This window comes from Photobacterium sp. HL06 (genome assembly GCF_059552575.1).
Map to the genome: position 1 here is coordinate 741799 of NZ_CM183914.1, position 13552 is coordinate 755350.

Consider the following 13552-nt stretch of genomic DNA (forward strand, 5'->3'; position numbering starts at 1 on the left):
AAAGGCCGCAACCGCGGCCTTTTTTATATCGCTCTAGAAAGTAATCAGAGCTAGCTAGCGACGGTGAGTTTTACTCACCGTCGTTAAGGTAATTCAATACGACTTCGTGGTGAGTTTTGGTCTTGAACTTATTGAAGACATGCTCAATCACACCTTCTTCATTGATCAGGAAGCTGATACGGTGCAAGCCGTCATAGACTTTGCCCATGAATTTTTTCTCCCCCCATACGCCAAACTGATCAGCGACAGCATGATCCTCGTCAGACAGCAAGGTGAAGTTTAAGCTGTCGCGTTCGATAAATTTAGGCAAGCGTTTTACCGCATCAATGCTGATACCCAGAACTTCAACATTCAGCGCGTCCAGCTCTGCCTTGCTATCACGCAAACCACATGCTTGTACGGTACAGCCCGGGGTCATGGCTTTCGGATAAAAGTAAGCAAGCACTTTTTTTCCTTTAAAATCAGCGAGGCTGACAGGCTGATTATCTTGGTTGAGCAGAGTGAAGGCTGGCGCAGGCGTACCGGCGGTCAAAGTCTTCATAGTGATTTTCCTTATTGATTATGGCCGATGAATGTCACGTTGCCAGAGACCAGTAAGTCTTGGCAGAGTGCTTCATATTCTTCTTGTAAAGTCATTAAGTTACAGCCTTCAGGCAAATTGGTGCTGATCTGCAGCTGAAAACGGTTTGGGCTGTCTTGTTCGTCGGCTTCATGGGTGTGGGCACTTAATGAAGCGATATCGATTTTCCGGGTGGCAAAAAAATGGGTGAACTGTTCAATGAGCCCTGGCGTGTCCTCTGCTTCGATATGGAAGTCAGCGGTATAGGGAAAGAAGCGGTACTCATGTTTGGAGGTGCGTTTCATTACCGTCAGCAGATCATGTTCCTGTGCCTTGAGGGGTAATGTTGATTCCACCCGGGAAATGGCATTGCCATTGCCAGAAAGTAGCATGATGAGGGTAAACTCACTGCCAAAGAGGGCGAGCCGGCTGTCTACGATATTGCAGCCGCAATGGCTGATCAGTCCGGTGATTTCATCTGAGATGCCCGGGCGATCCGTACCGACGGCCGTGATTACTAGGTAATGTTCCATATTTTCACACATCGTATTTTGATTATCATATGCATGGTAGCACAGTCATTGTAAATCAAGCTATGTATAGGCCGCGGGCATTAGCATCAAAATAGCGCTTACGATATTTACTAGGAGTATATTCTGGGAATTGGGGGAAAGTAGCACATATTAGATCTTTCTGGTTGATGGGTTTTACTTCACTGATTTACATACTCCTGTCTTGAGTTTACTGTAACTGAAAAGTACCATGGATATACCAAGCAGCATCCTTATCAGCGAAGATAATGATGCTGCTTGGTATTCATTATTAAGGGGAGATGGACATGTTTTCAGGAAGCATGGTAGCGCTAGTTACACCATTAGATGAAGCCGGCGAAATTGATTACTCAAGCCTGGCTTCATTAGTGGAATACCACATTGCAGCAGGGACAGATGCAATTGTGGCAGTCGGAACCACGGGTGAGTCAGCAACGTTAACGGTTGATGAGCATGTGAAGGTGGTTCTGAAAACCTTAGAATTTGCAAATGGCCGCATTCCGGTCATTGCCGGAACCGGCGCAAATGCAACCCATGAAGCCATCACCTTCAGTAAACTATTTTCGGGCACTGGCGTTGCTGGCTGCCTGTCTGTTACACCTTATTATAATAAGCCGACCCAGGAAGGCTTATACCAACATTATAAAGCGATTGCCGAAGCGACTGATTTGCCTCAAATCCTTTATAATGTACCAGGACGTACCGCGGTTGATTTGTTACCGGAAACGGTGGCTCGTCTAGCGAAGCTGGACAATATTGTTGGTATTAAAGATGCGACCGCTGATTTATCACGAGTACAAAAAACTCGGGAACTTTGTGGCGAAGACTTCATCCAACTAAGCGGCGATGATGCCAGCGGATTAGATTTTGTTGCCGCAGGTGGTCATGGGGTGATTTCGGTCACGGCGAATGTGGCGGCCTCAGAAATGGCAACCATGTTCAAGCTGGCACTTTCTGGTCAGTTTGATGCTGCCAGAGAGATTAACGAGCGCTTGATGCCATTGCATAAAAAGCTGTTTGTTGAATCTAACCCAATTCCAGTTAAATGGGCAGCCCATCAACTTGGTTTGATTAAGTACGGACAGTTGCGTTTGCCATTGACTGAGCTGAGTGAATCAGCACAGCCTGTTGTGACTGAGGCGCTTAAGGAAGCCAATGTGCTGCTGTAATTTGCTAGAGCGTAGGAGCGCAGAAGCTTAATGAATTATAAATACAGGCTGGTGGTAACTGCTGTAATGGTTGCCACATTGGCGGGTTGTTCTGGTGGGGCGGAACGCCGCCGTCAGGCAAATCAAGATTTTACCTATCTTGAGACAAAGCCATTGGAATCGTGGAGCTTGCCAAGCGGGGCACAGGCATCCCAGGTGAGTGATTATGCGATTCCGGGCCAAGCCTTTCCGGGAGAGCTAGGTTCTGCTGTTGATATCCGCCCACCTCAGCAAGTGCTGGCGTTGATCCCTGGTGCTCGTACCGTCAAAGACGCGGATGGCGTGACATTGCTTCTCGCAAAGCCTGAAGAGCTGACGAAGGTATGGACACTGACGCAACGTTTGATCGCCGAGCAAAATATTCAGCTGCGAAATCAGTCTGCTAATGTGATGGAAACCGACTGGGTTAACTGGATAAATGATGACGAGGAAAATGCGATAGGTAGTCGTTACCGAATTGAAAAGTCCTCTGACTCAAGTCGCAATAGCTATCAGATAACTCTGATTGACTGGCGTGAAGGTGCTGTCGAAAAGCCTGTTTCAGCGATTAATAAAGAGCGCTACAGCATTCTGATGACCAACCTGATCACTGCGCGATATGATCAGCAAGAGCGTGAGCAAGCGAGATTGCGAGCACAGGAGCTGGTTAAGCAGATCCCGATTTCGATGGGCCAGGATCGCAGTGGCCTGCCGGTAATTATTGCCCGTGCGCCGTATAATGTGTTCTGGGAACGCCTACCGGATGTACTTGGGCAGCTTGGTTTCTCTGTTGAAGGACGCAACCGCTCCCAGGGGATTGTGGAAGTGAAGTTCCGCTCGCCGGATGATGCATTCTGGACTGAGCTAGGCACCAAACCTATCCAGCTTGATGATCGTACCTACAACCTACAGCTGGGTGATTTGGGTAACCGAACTTCCGTGAATGTCACAGATACCGATGGTAAGCCTGTTACCGAGGAAGCGCTGAAGAGCCTGGCACCGGTATTTGCCGCGGCCATTGAGCGAGCCAACAATAGCTAATTCGAGCTAATGCCGTTCGGTAACCGTTTGGTATTAGTGCAGTGATAAAAAAACCGCTCCGGCCAAGCCGTAGCGGTTTTTTCTATTTCAGCTTTGCAAAAACGAGAATTCAAGGATGTTTTCTTGTTTCTCGCGTTAGCGAATAGCTTATTTCACTTCTTCACCTTGTGCCTGCATATCGGCATGGTAAGAAGAGCGGACGAACGGGCCACAGGCAGCGTGGGTAAAGCCCAGCTCCAATGCGATCTCTTTCAGCTCATCAAACTCAGACGGCGGCACATAACGCTCAACCGGCAGGTGATGGCGGCTTGGTGCCAGGTACTGGCCCAGAGTTAGCATGGTGACACCATGGGCACGTAGATCTTTCAGTACTTCGACGATTTCTTCTTTGGTTTCACCCAGGCCCATCATCAGGCCAGATTTCGTCGGTACCTCAGGGTGGATTTCCTTGAATTTCTTCAGCAGGTCGAGCGACCACTGGTAGTTGGCACCCGGGCGAGCCTTACGGTACAGGCGAGGAGCCGTTTCAAGGTTATGGTTGAATACATCTGGCGGGCTATCGCGCAGGATATCCAGCGCACGATCCATACGGCCTCGGAAGTCTGGCACCAGGGTTTCAATCTTGATTTCCGGGCTCTTGGCGCGGATTTCACGGGTACAGTCAGCAAAGTGCTGGGCACCACCGTCACGTAGATCGTCACGGTCAACCGAGGTGACAACCACATAGCGCAGCTTCATATCAGCGATAGTTTGTGCCAGCTGGGTCGGCTCTTCTGCATTTGGCGGCAGCGGACGGCCGTGGGCAACGTCGCAGAATGGGCAACGACGGGTACAGATAGCACCCAGAATCATGAAGGTTGCAGTACCGTGGTTAAAACATTCTGCCAGGTTTGGACAAGAGGCCTCTTCACATACAGAGTGAAGGTTGTTCTTACGCATCGCTGACTTGATGTCCTGAATACGCTGGCTGTCAGACGGAAGTTTGATTTTCATCCATTCTGGCTTACGCAGCATTTCTTTTGGTGCTTTCTCTTCTGTCACGCTACGGACAGGGATCAGCGCCATTTTGTCGGCATCACGGTATTTGACACCTTGTTCGATTTTAATTGGTTTGCTCATATGAATTGCTTTCCGTTTTCCACTCAACGCTCTGATAATCGAGCAGTTTGACTAGCTCTTCTATAAGTACAGGCTGAACTTCTGCCAGTTCAGATGGGCCATTCATAGATGCTAACTGGGTCATTTCCATCCCCTGATAGCCGCATGGGTTAATGCGTAAAAATGGCGCCAGGTCCATGTTAATATTGAGTGCCAGACCATGAAAAGAGCAACCACGCCTGATGCGTAAACCGAGTGAGCATATCTTCTTATCGTTGACATACACACCTGGTGCATCCGGGCGGGCATTGGACTCAACCCCAAAATGGGACAGAGTGTTTATTACCGTATTCTCAATGTGAGTGACCAGTTCGCGCACACCAAGTTTAATACGTCGCAGATCAATCAGAATATAAGCGACTTGTTGGCCCGGACCATGATAGGTTACCTGGCCGCCACGGTCGCTTTGTACCACTGGAATATCGCCTGTGTTGAGCAAGTGCTCGGCTTTACCTGCCTGGCCCTGGGTGAATACTGGATTGTGTTCAACCAGCCAGACTTCGTCCGTGGTTTCTGAACCGCGTTGATCTGTGAATTCGTGCATGGCCTGCCAAGTTGCTTCGTAGTCTCGGCGGCCAAGGTTCCGAATGATAATATTCTTTTGCAATTTAACACCCATATTGTCGCCAGGTTAAATCTGGGTAAAGACACCACATATGGGTGCATTATAAAACTTGGCAGATGATTATTCAGCCACCAAGTTGTAGGGACTTTCTGGTGGTATTAAAGAACCACACGAACAATATCAATCTCGCCCAGCTCTTTATAAAGCGTTTCGACCTGCTCGATCGATGTTGCTGTGATCGAGACAGAAACAGCGCTGTAAGTGCCTTTGCCGCTTGGTTTTACCGTCGGGGTATAATCGCCTGGGGCATGGCGCTGAATAACTTCAACAACCAGATCCGGTAGTTCAGGCTTATTGTAACCCATCACCTTGTAGGCAAATTTACAAGGAAACTCTAGTAGGTCTTTTAGTTTTGGCTGTTCTTGCTGCTGCATGCTGAACTCCAGGGTTTTGCATTCGGTATTACTGTGTTTTAGCAGAGCATATTAATGGCTCATTCGCTATAAAACAAGCATCTGACTGTGGTGGTGATAGGGGGCAGATACAAAAAGAGGCAACATAGGTTGCCTCTTTTTATTGGTTTTCAGTAAGCTGGATTAGCTCAACCAGCCTTTAAACAGCAACATAATATAATCAATTAAGCGACTGAACAGACCACCTTCGTTAACATCATTCAATGCCAGAAGAGGGTACTCGGCAATGTCTTCTTCACCAACGCGGTAGTAAAGCTTACCCACTACATCGCCTTTGGCGATCGGGGCTTTTAGCTCTTTTTCCAGGACAAAGCTGGCTTTCAAATCTTTGGTTTGGCCACGAGGTAGCGTGACGAAGGTATCTTCGCTGACACCCAGTGATACTTCATCAGCATCACCCATCCAGACTTTTTCGGTCACGAATGTTTCGTTAGCTTTGTGTGGTGACACGGTTTCAAAGAAGCGGAAGCCGTAGTTAAGCATTTTCTTGCTTTCTGCTTTACGGGCATTCGGGCTCTTGGTGCCCATTACCACCGAAATTAGGCGCATTTTGCCTTCGGTTGCCGTGCTGACCAGGCTATAACCGGCATTGTTGGTATGACCTGTTTTCAGGCCGTCAACATTCAGGCTTTTATCCCACAGCAGGCTGTTGCGGTTGTATTGGGTGATACCGTTGTAAGTGAACGATTTTTCTTTATAAATCGCAAACTCGTCCGGAACGTCACGGATCAGGCCCTGTGCCAGTAGCGCCATATCGTAAGGCGTTGTCAGCAGTTTCGGGTTATCCAGGCCGTGAACATTGGCAAAGTTGGTGGAGTCCATACCCAGCGTTTTGGCCCAGGCATTCATTAAATCGACAAAAGACTCTTCCGAACCGGCAACGTGTTCGGCCATTGCCACACAGGCATCATTACCTGACTGGATAACGATACCACGGTTGAGGTCGGCAACTTTTACTTCGCTACCCACTTCAATGAACATTTTTGATGAGCCTGGGAAGTTCTTGGCCCATGCATTTTTACTGATCACCACGGTGTCATCCATCGAGATGTTGCCTCGATTGATTTCCTGGCCAATGACATAGCTAGTCATCATTTTTGTCAGGCTGGCTGGCGGGATCTGGTCATATTCTTTGTTTCCGGCAAGAATTTTACCGGAGTGGTAGTCCATTAGGACATAGCCCTTAGCAGCAATCTGAGGGGCTTCAGGTACTACAGCTGGTGCAGCTGCGACAGAAGCTGAAGCTAGCATAGTCGCTGATACAGCTACAGAACGAATAAGTGCAGCAGATTTCTTCATGATAGTTGTAACTTAATTTGTCGATTGCAAAAAACTTTACACACTATATCAGATTGAAAACTTAGAACCAGTTTTGCCGCCGATGAAGGCGGCATGTTTGGGATTCTTGATATTCTTTGACATAAATATGTGTAAGCCCGTTATAGATAGAGTCAAGATTGTTACTTTTGTTCCAGTTCGCGCTGCGAGGTGATGATAAAAGCTTCCGGGTAGCGGTTGGTTTTGGCCTTGTCCCGCAGGGAAATTGCCTCATCACGATCCAGGTAAGGACCAAGGCGCAGGCGATACACTTCTGCCGATTCGGCTTTTTTCAGATCGACTTGCGTGGCAAAGTCTTGCTCCAGTTGCTTCGCAATCTGTTTGGCTTTGGCCTCATTGGTCACAGCGGCCAGCTGAACGAAATAGTAGTGCGGATTGGCACTTTGCCACTCGTCGAAGGATGCTGGCTTGGGAACTTGGATCAGCTCGATTTTTACCGGGGCGGTACCGTGCTTGACGACATCCAGCTTCGCTGCTGCCGCCATGCTTAGATCAATGATCCGGCCTTCATGGAATGGCCCGCGGTCGTTGACCCGAACAATGGCTGTTTTGCCATTGTTCGTATTGGTGACTTTGACATAGCTTGGCAGTGGTAGGGTTTTGTGTGCTGCTGTCATCGAGTACATGTCATAAATCTCACCGTTAGAGGTTTTATGACCGTGGAACTTTTGTCCGTACCAGGAGGCATAGCCTTCTTCGCTGAATGCCGCATTAGCATCAACAATTTTATAGTCCTGGCCACGCAGTGTGTAATTTTTGTTGCCGGCTAAACTTTTGGATTCATAGCGAGGCTGGGCGTCTTCAATATGATCCAGGGTCGGCGACGATTCAGGGGCGACATCATCGGCAATATTGTAGCGCTCATTGTTCGGTGCCGAGCTACAGCCCGCCAGTAATAATAAAAGTAAAATAGGGTATGCGCGCATTTAGGTCGCCTTAGACAACATTTTTCTATGGGTGTGAATAGACATCAGGATCCCGAAGCCCGCCATTAAGGTCACCATGGAAGTACCGCCGTAGCTGACCAGAGGCAGTGGAACCCCTACCACCGGCAACAGGCCACTTACCATGCCGATGTTAACAAAGATATAAACGAAAAAGCTCAGCACGATACTGCCAGCCATCATACGTCCGAACGCGGTCTGGGCCCGGCTAGCGAGCATTAGCCCTCGGCCGATAATGAACAGGTAAATCGTAAGTAGGCAGATCACTCCGATCAGCCCCCATTCCTCGGCGATCACGGCGAAGATAAAGTCGGTATGGCGCTCAGGTAGAAACTCAAGCTGTGACTGGGTGCCCTGCATCCATCCTTTACCCATCATGCCGCCAGAGCCGATGGCAATTTTTGACTGGATAATATGGTAGCCTGCCCCCAGAGGATCAGATTCCGGATTGAACAGGGTCAGTACCCGGGTGCGCTGGTAGTCACGCATCAGGAACAGCCACAAAATAGGGATAAAGCCTCCGAGCAAAACACCTGCCGCACCGATGATCCGCCAGCTGATCCCGGATAGAAACAAAACGAACACACCGGAAGCTGCAATCAGGATTGAGGTTCCCAGATCTGGCTGTTTAGCGATCAGAATTGTCGGGACAAAGATCATTACCAGTGCAATCACAATGTTGCGAAAGCTCGGGGGCAGTGGCTGGTTGCCGATAAAGCGGGCAACCATTAGAGGTACCGCCAGTTTGATCAACTCAGAGGGCTGGAAACGGACAAAGCCGAAATTCAGCCAGCGCTGTGCCCCTTTTGACGCTTCGCCGAAGAACAGGACTCCGAGCAGCAGCAACAGCCCGACCCCGAACAAATAGGGTGCCCAGGCCTCGTAGTGGCGCGGGGCAATTTGGGCCAGAATAAACATCACGCCCAGCGACAGGCACATGCGTACGGCCTGGCGCTCCATCATGGGCAGGCTTTGGCCGCTGGCGCTGTACATCACCATCAGGGCAAATGCCATCAGGGCTAATATACCTAGCAGTAGCGGCATATCGAGATGCAGGCGATCACTGAGGGTTCTTTTCTTTCCTGTCGCGGCCATGACACTCATCGGCTTACCTCGGCTAACTTGGCATCAGCCACAGTTTGGGATTGGTCTGGCTGCTTGGGTTTGAGCAGCACATGGTCAAAGATTTTCCGTGCCACGGGGCCACCGTTAGAAGAACCACCGCCGGCATTTTCCAGTACCATAGAGACCACTACTTGGGGTTTTTCATACGGCGCAAAGGCGGTAAACAAAGCGTGGTCGCGTAGGTGTTCCTCTAGCTCTTCAGCGTTATATTCCTGATCTTCGGCAAGGCCGAAGACCTGTGCCGAGCCTGATTTCCCCCCGGCTTTATATTCGGCGCCATAGAAGGCACGCCGTGCTGTGCCACGGGTACCGAACAGTACTCGGTACATGCCGTTTTTGGCGATATCCCAGTATTTCTGGTCGACATTGGTGATTGGCGGGTACTCGTCAAACCTGGCCGGAACAGTACTGTCGTTATCAATGATGTCCTTGAGCAGGTGTGGTGCACGAACAACCCCGTTATTGACCAGTACTGTTGTCGCCTTGGCGATCTGCAACGGGGTGGCTGTCCAGTATCCCTGACCAATCCCAACCGGAATGGTATCACCCTGATACCAAGGCTGACGAAATCGTGCCTGTTTCCATTCACGGGTTGGCATGTTGGCCTTGCTCTCTTCATGGATATCGATACCGGTATAGTCACCGTAGCCAAAACGGCTCATCCAGTCAGAGATACGGTCGATACCCAGATCGTAGGCGACTTGGTAGAAGAAGGTGTCGACGGACTCCTCGATGGCTTTGTGGATATTCACCTTGCCATGTCCCCAGCGTAGCCAGTCACGGAACGGGCGGCTATTGGAGTTCGGGATCTTCCAGTAGCCAGGATCGTTACGGATAGTACGTGTTGTGATCACGCCTTCGCTCAATGCCGCAACGGCCATCATTGGCTTCACGGTGGAGGCCGGGGGGTAAATCCCCAGCGTTACACGGTTAACCAGCGGGCGGTTTTTGTCGTTTAGGAGTTCGCGGTACTTCTTACCTGAAATACCGTGGACAAATAGGTTCGGATCGTAGCTTGGGCTCGATACCATAGCCAGTACCGAAGAGTCACGCGGGTCGAGTACCACGACCGAACCACGTTTGTGTTTGATGATTTCCTCGCCGGTGTCCGGATCCAGGTTGCGTTCGGTCAGCAACTCTTTCACATACAACTGCAGCTCGATATCGAGGTTAAGGCGAATATCTTTGCCCGGCACGGGAGGGACATACTTCAGGGTACGGATGACTCGTCCGCGGCTGTTTACTTCGACTTCCTGGTAGCCGGACGTACCGTGTAGCAAGTCTTGGTAGTACCTCTCGATACCCAGCTTGCCGATATCCCGGGTAGCTTTATAGTTATTGAGCTTTTCTTCGCGTTCAAGGCGCTGGAGGTCGCGGTCATTGATTTTGGCCACGTAGCCTAGGACATGTGTCAGTGCTTCACCGTAAGGGTAGTGGCGCTTGAGGTAGGCTTTGACCTCTACGCCCGGAAAGTTATGCTGGTTAACCGAAAATAGTGCAACCTGCTGTTCAGACAGCTGGTTAAGAATAGGAACAGACTTGAATCGGCGGGTACGTCGGCGTTCTTTGCGGAACCGGACGATATTTTCATCGGTGATCCCCATCAGTCCTTTCAGTCGAGCAAAGGTATCTTCCAGATTGGCCACTTTTTCCGTCGTGATCTCCAGTGAATAGACCGGACGGTTTTCGGCCAGAAGGATACCGTTGCGGTCGTAGATCAGGCCGCGGTTAGGTGCAACCGGGACAATTTTTATCCGGTTATCGTTGGAGCGGGTCTGGTAGTCTTCATGCTGGCTGACCTGAATGTGGTACAGGTTCGTGAGCAGCAGACCGACTAGCACAAGGATGCCGACAAATGAGACAAGAGCCCGGCGGAAAAAGAGCGCCGACTCAGCCCGATGGTCGCGGATCTGGGTTCGCTTTTGTCTCATTGGCAATTATTCTCTGTGGTAGGGGTGGTTAGCGGTAATACTCCACGCCCGGTAAAGGCTCTCAGCCATCACCACCCGGACCAGAGGGTGGGGAAGTGTCAGGGGAGATAACGACCAGCTTTGATCTGCTGCGGCTTTGCATGCGGGTGCCAGACCTTCCGGCCCGCCGATCAGGATCGACACATCACGCCCGTCCAGCTTCCAGCTCTCCAGCTGTCCGGCCAGCTGCTCGGTATCCCAACGCTTGCCCGGAATATCCAGGGTCACAATCCGGTTACCTTTAGCTACGGCTGCCAGCATCGCCTCGCCTTCTTTTTGCAGAATGCGTGCAATATCGGCATTTTTGCCCCGTTTGCCTGCCGGGATCTCAATCAGTTCCAGCGGCATGTCCTTTGGGAAGCGGCGGCTATATTCTTTATAGCCTTCCTCGACCCATTTGGGCATCTTGTTGCCCACAGCAATCAGTTGAAGCTTCATCGTTAATTAGCCCCAAAGCTTCTCCAGTTGGTACAGGTTGCGTGCATCTTCCTGCATGATATGCAGCATTACACTACCCATATCAACAATAACCCACTCGCCATCGTCTTCACCGCTGATACCAAATGGAGGAAAATCGATCAGCTTTGACTCTTTATTTACGTGATCCGCAATCGAGGCTACATGGCGATTAGATGTACCTGTACACACTACCATGAACTCTGTGATGCTCGACTTTCCGCGTACGTCTAGTGTCACAATGTCCTGGGCTTTAATATCGTCAACTTTATCAACAATAAAATCGTGTAGTTCTTGAACCTGCAAAGGAATCCCCTCATTTGAGTGATTGGTGTAATTTTGTTGGCCTCAGACCGATCTGAGTCACAATTTAGCGGCGCAGTATACCATGCACAACCCTGTTCGATACAAGTTGGCAGTAACTTTACATTAATACCAAGCTAAATAATGAACAGCCTTTCAGCTGGGGGCTGTTCAGCTTGGTATTACGATTAAAATTGCTGCGCCATGGTGTGTGTCTGTACGCCACATATTTCTGCACACAGGGCAGAAAGAGCTGGCCAGGGCTGGTAATCAAAGTTCGTTTTGACCTGGACCTCGAGTATGGCCAGCTGCTGCAGCAGCTTGACCAGAGTCTTGAGCGGCAGGCGGTGCAGTGCGCCGATATAGACTTCGCGGCGGCTCTGCCATACTCGGAATTGCTCGAAAATAATGTTCAGCGGGGTGCCCTTGCTACCCATTTCCTGCATCTTATACAGTTGGGTCAGCTCTCGCTGCAGGGTACGTAGCAGAATTACCGCTTCGATCCCTTCGCCTTCTAGCTGGCGGAGAACCCGCTGGCTGCGCTTGCTCTGGCCGGCCAGCACGGCATCGACAAGCTGAAATGGGGTGTAGTGGTTATGACGGCTCAGTGCTTCTTCGAGGCGGACTACCGTCAGTATGCCGTCAGGGTAGAGCAAGGTGAGTTTTTGCAGGCTTTGTGCCAGCGCCAGCAAATTACCCTCATGCCACTGAGCCAGCATCAGAACTGACTCATGGTCGGGCTGGAGCCCTAGCTGCTGACATCGGCCTTGGATGAAACGCGGTAGATGACGGGCATCGGGAGTATTGCACGGCACATACAGGCCAAGTTCGGCAACGGCCTTGAACCATTTGGCACTTTCTTGTTTCTTGTTTAGGCGCGGGCCATGCATCAGTAACAAAATATCACTGTGCAGGGTGGCAATTACTTCTTGCAGGGATTTGGCCTGGTTTGCATTGAGGCCGGACTCAGGCACTTCCAGCTCGATGATCTGGCGAGAGGAGAACAGGCTCATGGCCTGGGTGCAGTCAAGTACCTGGTTCCAGTCTAGTTGGGCATCAATGGTAAAAGCGTGGCGTTCGTCAAACCCGGCTTGCTGGGCGGCTTGCTGGATTTGAGTGCTGCATTCTTGTTTGAGCAGCGGTTCATTACCAAATAGGAGGTAGGTTTGACGCAGCCCTTTGGTGAGCTGCTGCGTCAGTTGTTCCGGGTAGATTCTCATTCTGCAGTGTTGCTCGGTGTTGTCTCGTCGGCAAACAGGGCATTGCCCGCTTGCGTGTCTTCTACGGCTTCAGTCGTCACTGTCGTGTCAGACGGCATGTTCGCATTTTCTTCGAACATGGCCTCCAGCTCTTCTTCTTCCATTTTATTGAAAACGGCGGTCAGGCGGGCTAGCTGGCGCATGATCTGGCGCGAGGCCTGCTGGCGCATTTCATCTTCAATCATATCGCGCTCGACTGACTTGGCCAGTGCAGTTAGCGGGTTGTCGAGGAAAGTACGGTTGACCCTAGTGCTGTAGGTCTGGCTGCCTTTTTCGGGGACGACAATGTTATAGCTAACAACGTAAGTCAGTTCGTATTCGGCGGCACGGCTATTTTGGTACAGCGACAGGGTACGCTCGCCGGTTGACTCACTGATCAGGTGTAAGTTTGGCACCTTGGCTGATGGCGGTACGGATTCAATTCCGTGCAGCTTGAACTGGGATTTTACCTGTCGGGTCAGCTGGCCGTATTGGTCAAAGCTGGTCAGGGATAGTTTGGCAATGTCATCGGGTAACATGTAGTTACCGCGGAGGTGGAAACCACAAGAAGCAGTGGCCAGGGCCATGACTGCAACAAAGAGGGTTCGGATTGTGCTTTTTAAGGAAAAGAAAGCTTTCACCGA

The 13552-nt window shown here is 50.4% G+C and carries 15 protein-coding genes; 2 read left to right on the forward strand and 13 right to left on the reverse strand.

Annotated elements, in window-relative coordinates; genetic code table 11:
- Positions 1–70 precede the first annotated feature (70 nt).
- Both bcp and AC51G0_RS03655 read right to left on the reverse strand, forming a co-directional pair.
- Positions 71–541 (reverse strand): thioredoxin-dependent thiol peroxidase, encoded by a 471-nt coding sequence (gene bcp, locus AC51G0_RS03650; protein WP_496300731.1) that lies wholly within the window; start codon positions 539–541, stop codon positions 71–73.
- Positions 542–552: 11 nt separating this feature from the next.
- Complete coding sequence (locus tag AC51G0_RS03655) at positions 553–1092, reverse strand: ACT domain-containing protein (RefSeq protein ID WP_496300732.1); 540 nt, start codon at positions 1090–1092, stop codon at positions 553–555.
- Between the two features lie 305 nt (positions 1093–1397).
- On the opposite strand from AC51G0_RS03655, the gene dapA reads away from it, so the two are divergent.
- Together dapA and bamC are read left to right on the forward strand one after the other, a co-directional pair.
- Positions 1398–2279: a 4-hydroxy-tetrahydrodipicolinate synthase gene (dapA, locus tag AC51G0_RS03660; protein WP_496300733.1), complete on the forward strand. Its 882-nt coding sequence runs from the start codon at positions 1398–1400 to the stop codon at positions 2277–2279.
- 30 nt (positions 2280–2309) lie between these two features.
- A complete protein-coding gene (gene bamC, locus AC51G0_RS03665) occupies positions 2310–3338 on the forward strand; it encodes an outer membrane protein assembly factor BamC (protein ID WP_496300734.1) in 1029 nt (342 codons plus the stop codon).
- 147 nt (positions 3339–3485) lie between these two features.
- Here bamC and lipA read toward each other — a convergent pair whose 3' ends face one another.
- The 11 genes from lipA to AC51G0_RS03720 all read right to left on the reverse strand — a co-directional run bounded on the left by lipA (position 3486) and on the right by AC51G0_RS03720 (position 13549).
- A complete protein-coding gene (gene lipA / locus AC51G0_RS03670; RefSeq protein WP_496300735.1) occupies positions 3486–4457 on the reverse strand; it encodes a lipoyl synthase in 972 nt (323 codons plus the stop codon).
- Positions 4441–5115, reverse strand: coding sequence for a lipoyl(octanoyl) transferase LipB (gene lipB / locus AC51G0_RS03675; RefSeq protein WP_496300736.1), 675 nt, complete (start codon positions 5113–5115; stop codon positions 4441–4443). Before lipB ends, lipA begins: the two co-directional genes overlap by 17 nt.
- Positions 5116–5219: 104 nt before the next feature.
- Positions 5220–5495: a DUF493 family protein YbeD gene (gene ybeD, locus AC51G0_RS03680; protein ID WP_128786360.1), complete on the reverse strand. Its 276-nt coding sequence runs from the start codon at positions 5493–5495 to the stop codon at positions 5220–5222.
- Positions 5496–5657: 162 nt separating this feature from the next.
- Positions 5658–6833 (reverse strand): serine hydrolase, encoded by a 1176-nt coding sequence (locus tag AC51G0_RS03685; RefSeq protein ID WP_496300737.1) that lies wholly within the window; start codon positions 6831–6833, stop codon positions 5658–5660.
- A 161-nt stretch (positions 6834–6994) separates the two neighbouring features.
- A complete protein-coding gene (locus AC51G0_RS03690) occupies positions 6995–7798 on the reverse strand; it encodes a septal ring lytic transglycosylase RlpA family protein (protein ID WP_496300738.1) in 804 nt (267 codons plus the stop codon).
- The gene (rodA, locus tag AC51G0_RS03695; RefSeq protein WP_496300739.1) at positions 7799–8920 is read right to left on the reverse strand and encodes a rod shape-determining protein RodA; all 1122 of its coding nucleotides are present in this window, start codon (positions 8918–8920) and stop codon (positions 7799–7801) included. It lies immediately after the preceding gene.
- Positions 8917–10872, reverse strand: coding sequence for a penicillin-binding protein 2 (gene mrdA / locus AC51G0_RS03700; protein WP_496300740.1), 1956 nt, complete (start codon positions 10870–10872; stop codon positions 8917–8919). The genes rodA and mrdA overlap by 4 nt, the downstream gene beginning before the upstream one ends.
- A 6-nt stretch (positions 10873–10878) precedes the next feature.
- Positions 10879–11349 carry a 23S rRNA (pseudouridine(1915)-N(3))-methyltransferase RlmH gene (gene rlmH, locus AC51G0_RS03705; RefSeq protein ID WP_496300741.1) on the reverse strand — a complete coding sequence of 157 codons (471 nt, stop codon included), beginning with the start codon at positions 11347–11349 and terminating at the stop codon, positions 10879–10881.
- Between the two features lie 6 nt (positions 11350–11355).
- Entirely contained in the window at positions 11356–11673 is a 318-nt protein-coding gene (rsfS, locus tag AC51G0_RS03710; RefSeq protein WP_496300742.1) for a ribosome silencing factor, read from the reverse strand.
- A gap of 185 nt (positions 11674–11858) precedes the next feature.
- Positions 11859–12890 (reverse strand): DNA polymerase III subunit delta, encoded by a 1032-nt coding sequence (gene holA, locus AC51G0_RS03715; RefSeq protein ID WP_496300744.1) that lies wholly within the window; start codon positions 12888–12890, stop codon positions 11859–11861.
- On the reverse strand, positions 12887–13549 hold the full coding sequence (locus tag AC51G0_RS03720) for an LPS-assembly lipoprotein LptE (RefSeq protein WP_496300745.1): 663 nt from the start codon (positions 13547–13549) through the stop codon (positions 12887–12889). Before AC51G0_RS03720 ends, holA begins: the two co-directional genes overlap by 4 nt.
- Positions 13550–13552 lie beyond the last annotated feature (3 nt).

What these genes read in the sequence shown, in the direction of transcription:
- ybeD (WP_128786360.1), bottom strand. Translation starts at nt 5,495, where the DNA reads ATGCAGCAGCAAGAACAGCCAAAACTAAAAGACCTACTAGAGTTTCCT.
- mrdA (WP_496300740.1), bottom strand. Translation starts at nt 10,872, where the DNA reads ATGAGACAAAAGCGAACCCAGATCCGCGACCATCGGGCTGAGTCGGCG.
- rodA (WP_496300739.1), bottom strand. Translation starts at nt 8,920, where the DNA reads ATGAGTGTCATGGCCGCGACAGGAAAGAAAAGAACCCTCAGTGATCGC.
- rlmH (WP_496300741.1), bottom strand. Translation starts at nt 11,349, where the DNA reads ATGAAGCTTCAACTGATTGCTGTGGGCAACAAGATGCCCAAATGGGTC.
- bamC (WP_496300734.1), top strand. Translation starts at nt 2,310, where the DNA reads ATGAATTATAAATACAGGCTGGTGGTAACTGCTGTAATGGTTGCCACA.
- lipB (WP_496300736.1), bottom strand. Translation starts at nt 5,115, where the DNA reads ATGGGTGTTAAATTGCAAAAGAATATTATCATTCGGAACCTTGGCCGC.
- lipA (WP_496300735.1), bottom strand. Translation starts at nt 4,457, where the DNA reads ATGAGCAAACCAATTAAAATCGAACAAGGTGTCAAATACCGTGATGCC.
- AC51G0_RS03655 (WP_496300732.1), bottom strand. Translation starts at nt 1,092, where the DNA reads ATGGAACATTACCTAGTAATCACGGCCGTCGGTACGGATCGCCCGGGC.
- dapA (WP_496300733.1), top strand. Translation starts at nt 1,398, where the DNA reads ATGTTTTCAGGAAGCATGGTAGCGCTAGTTACACCATTAGATGAAGCC.
- AC51G0_RS03685 (WP_496300737.1), bottom strand. Translation starts at nt 6,833, where the DNA reads ATGAAGAAATCTGCTGCACTTATTCGTTCTGTAGCTGTATCAGCGACT.
- AC51G0_RS03690 (WP_496300738.1), bottom strand. Translation starts at nt 7,798, where the DNA reads ATGCGCGCATACCCTATTTTACTTTTATTATTACTGGCGGGCTGTAGC.
- holA (WP_496300744.1), bottom strand. Translation starts at nt 12,890, where the DNA reads ATGAGAATCTACCCGGAACAACTGACGCAGCAGCTCACCAAAGGGCTG.
- bcp (WP_496300731.1), bottom strand. Translation starts at nt 541, where the DNA reads ATGAAGACTTTGACCGCCGGTACGCCTGCGCCAGCCTTCACTCTGCTC.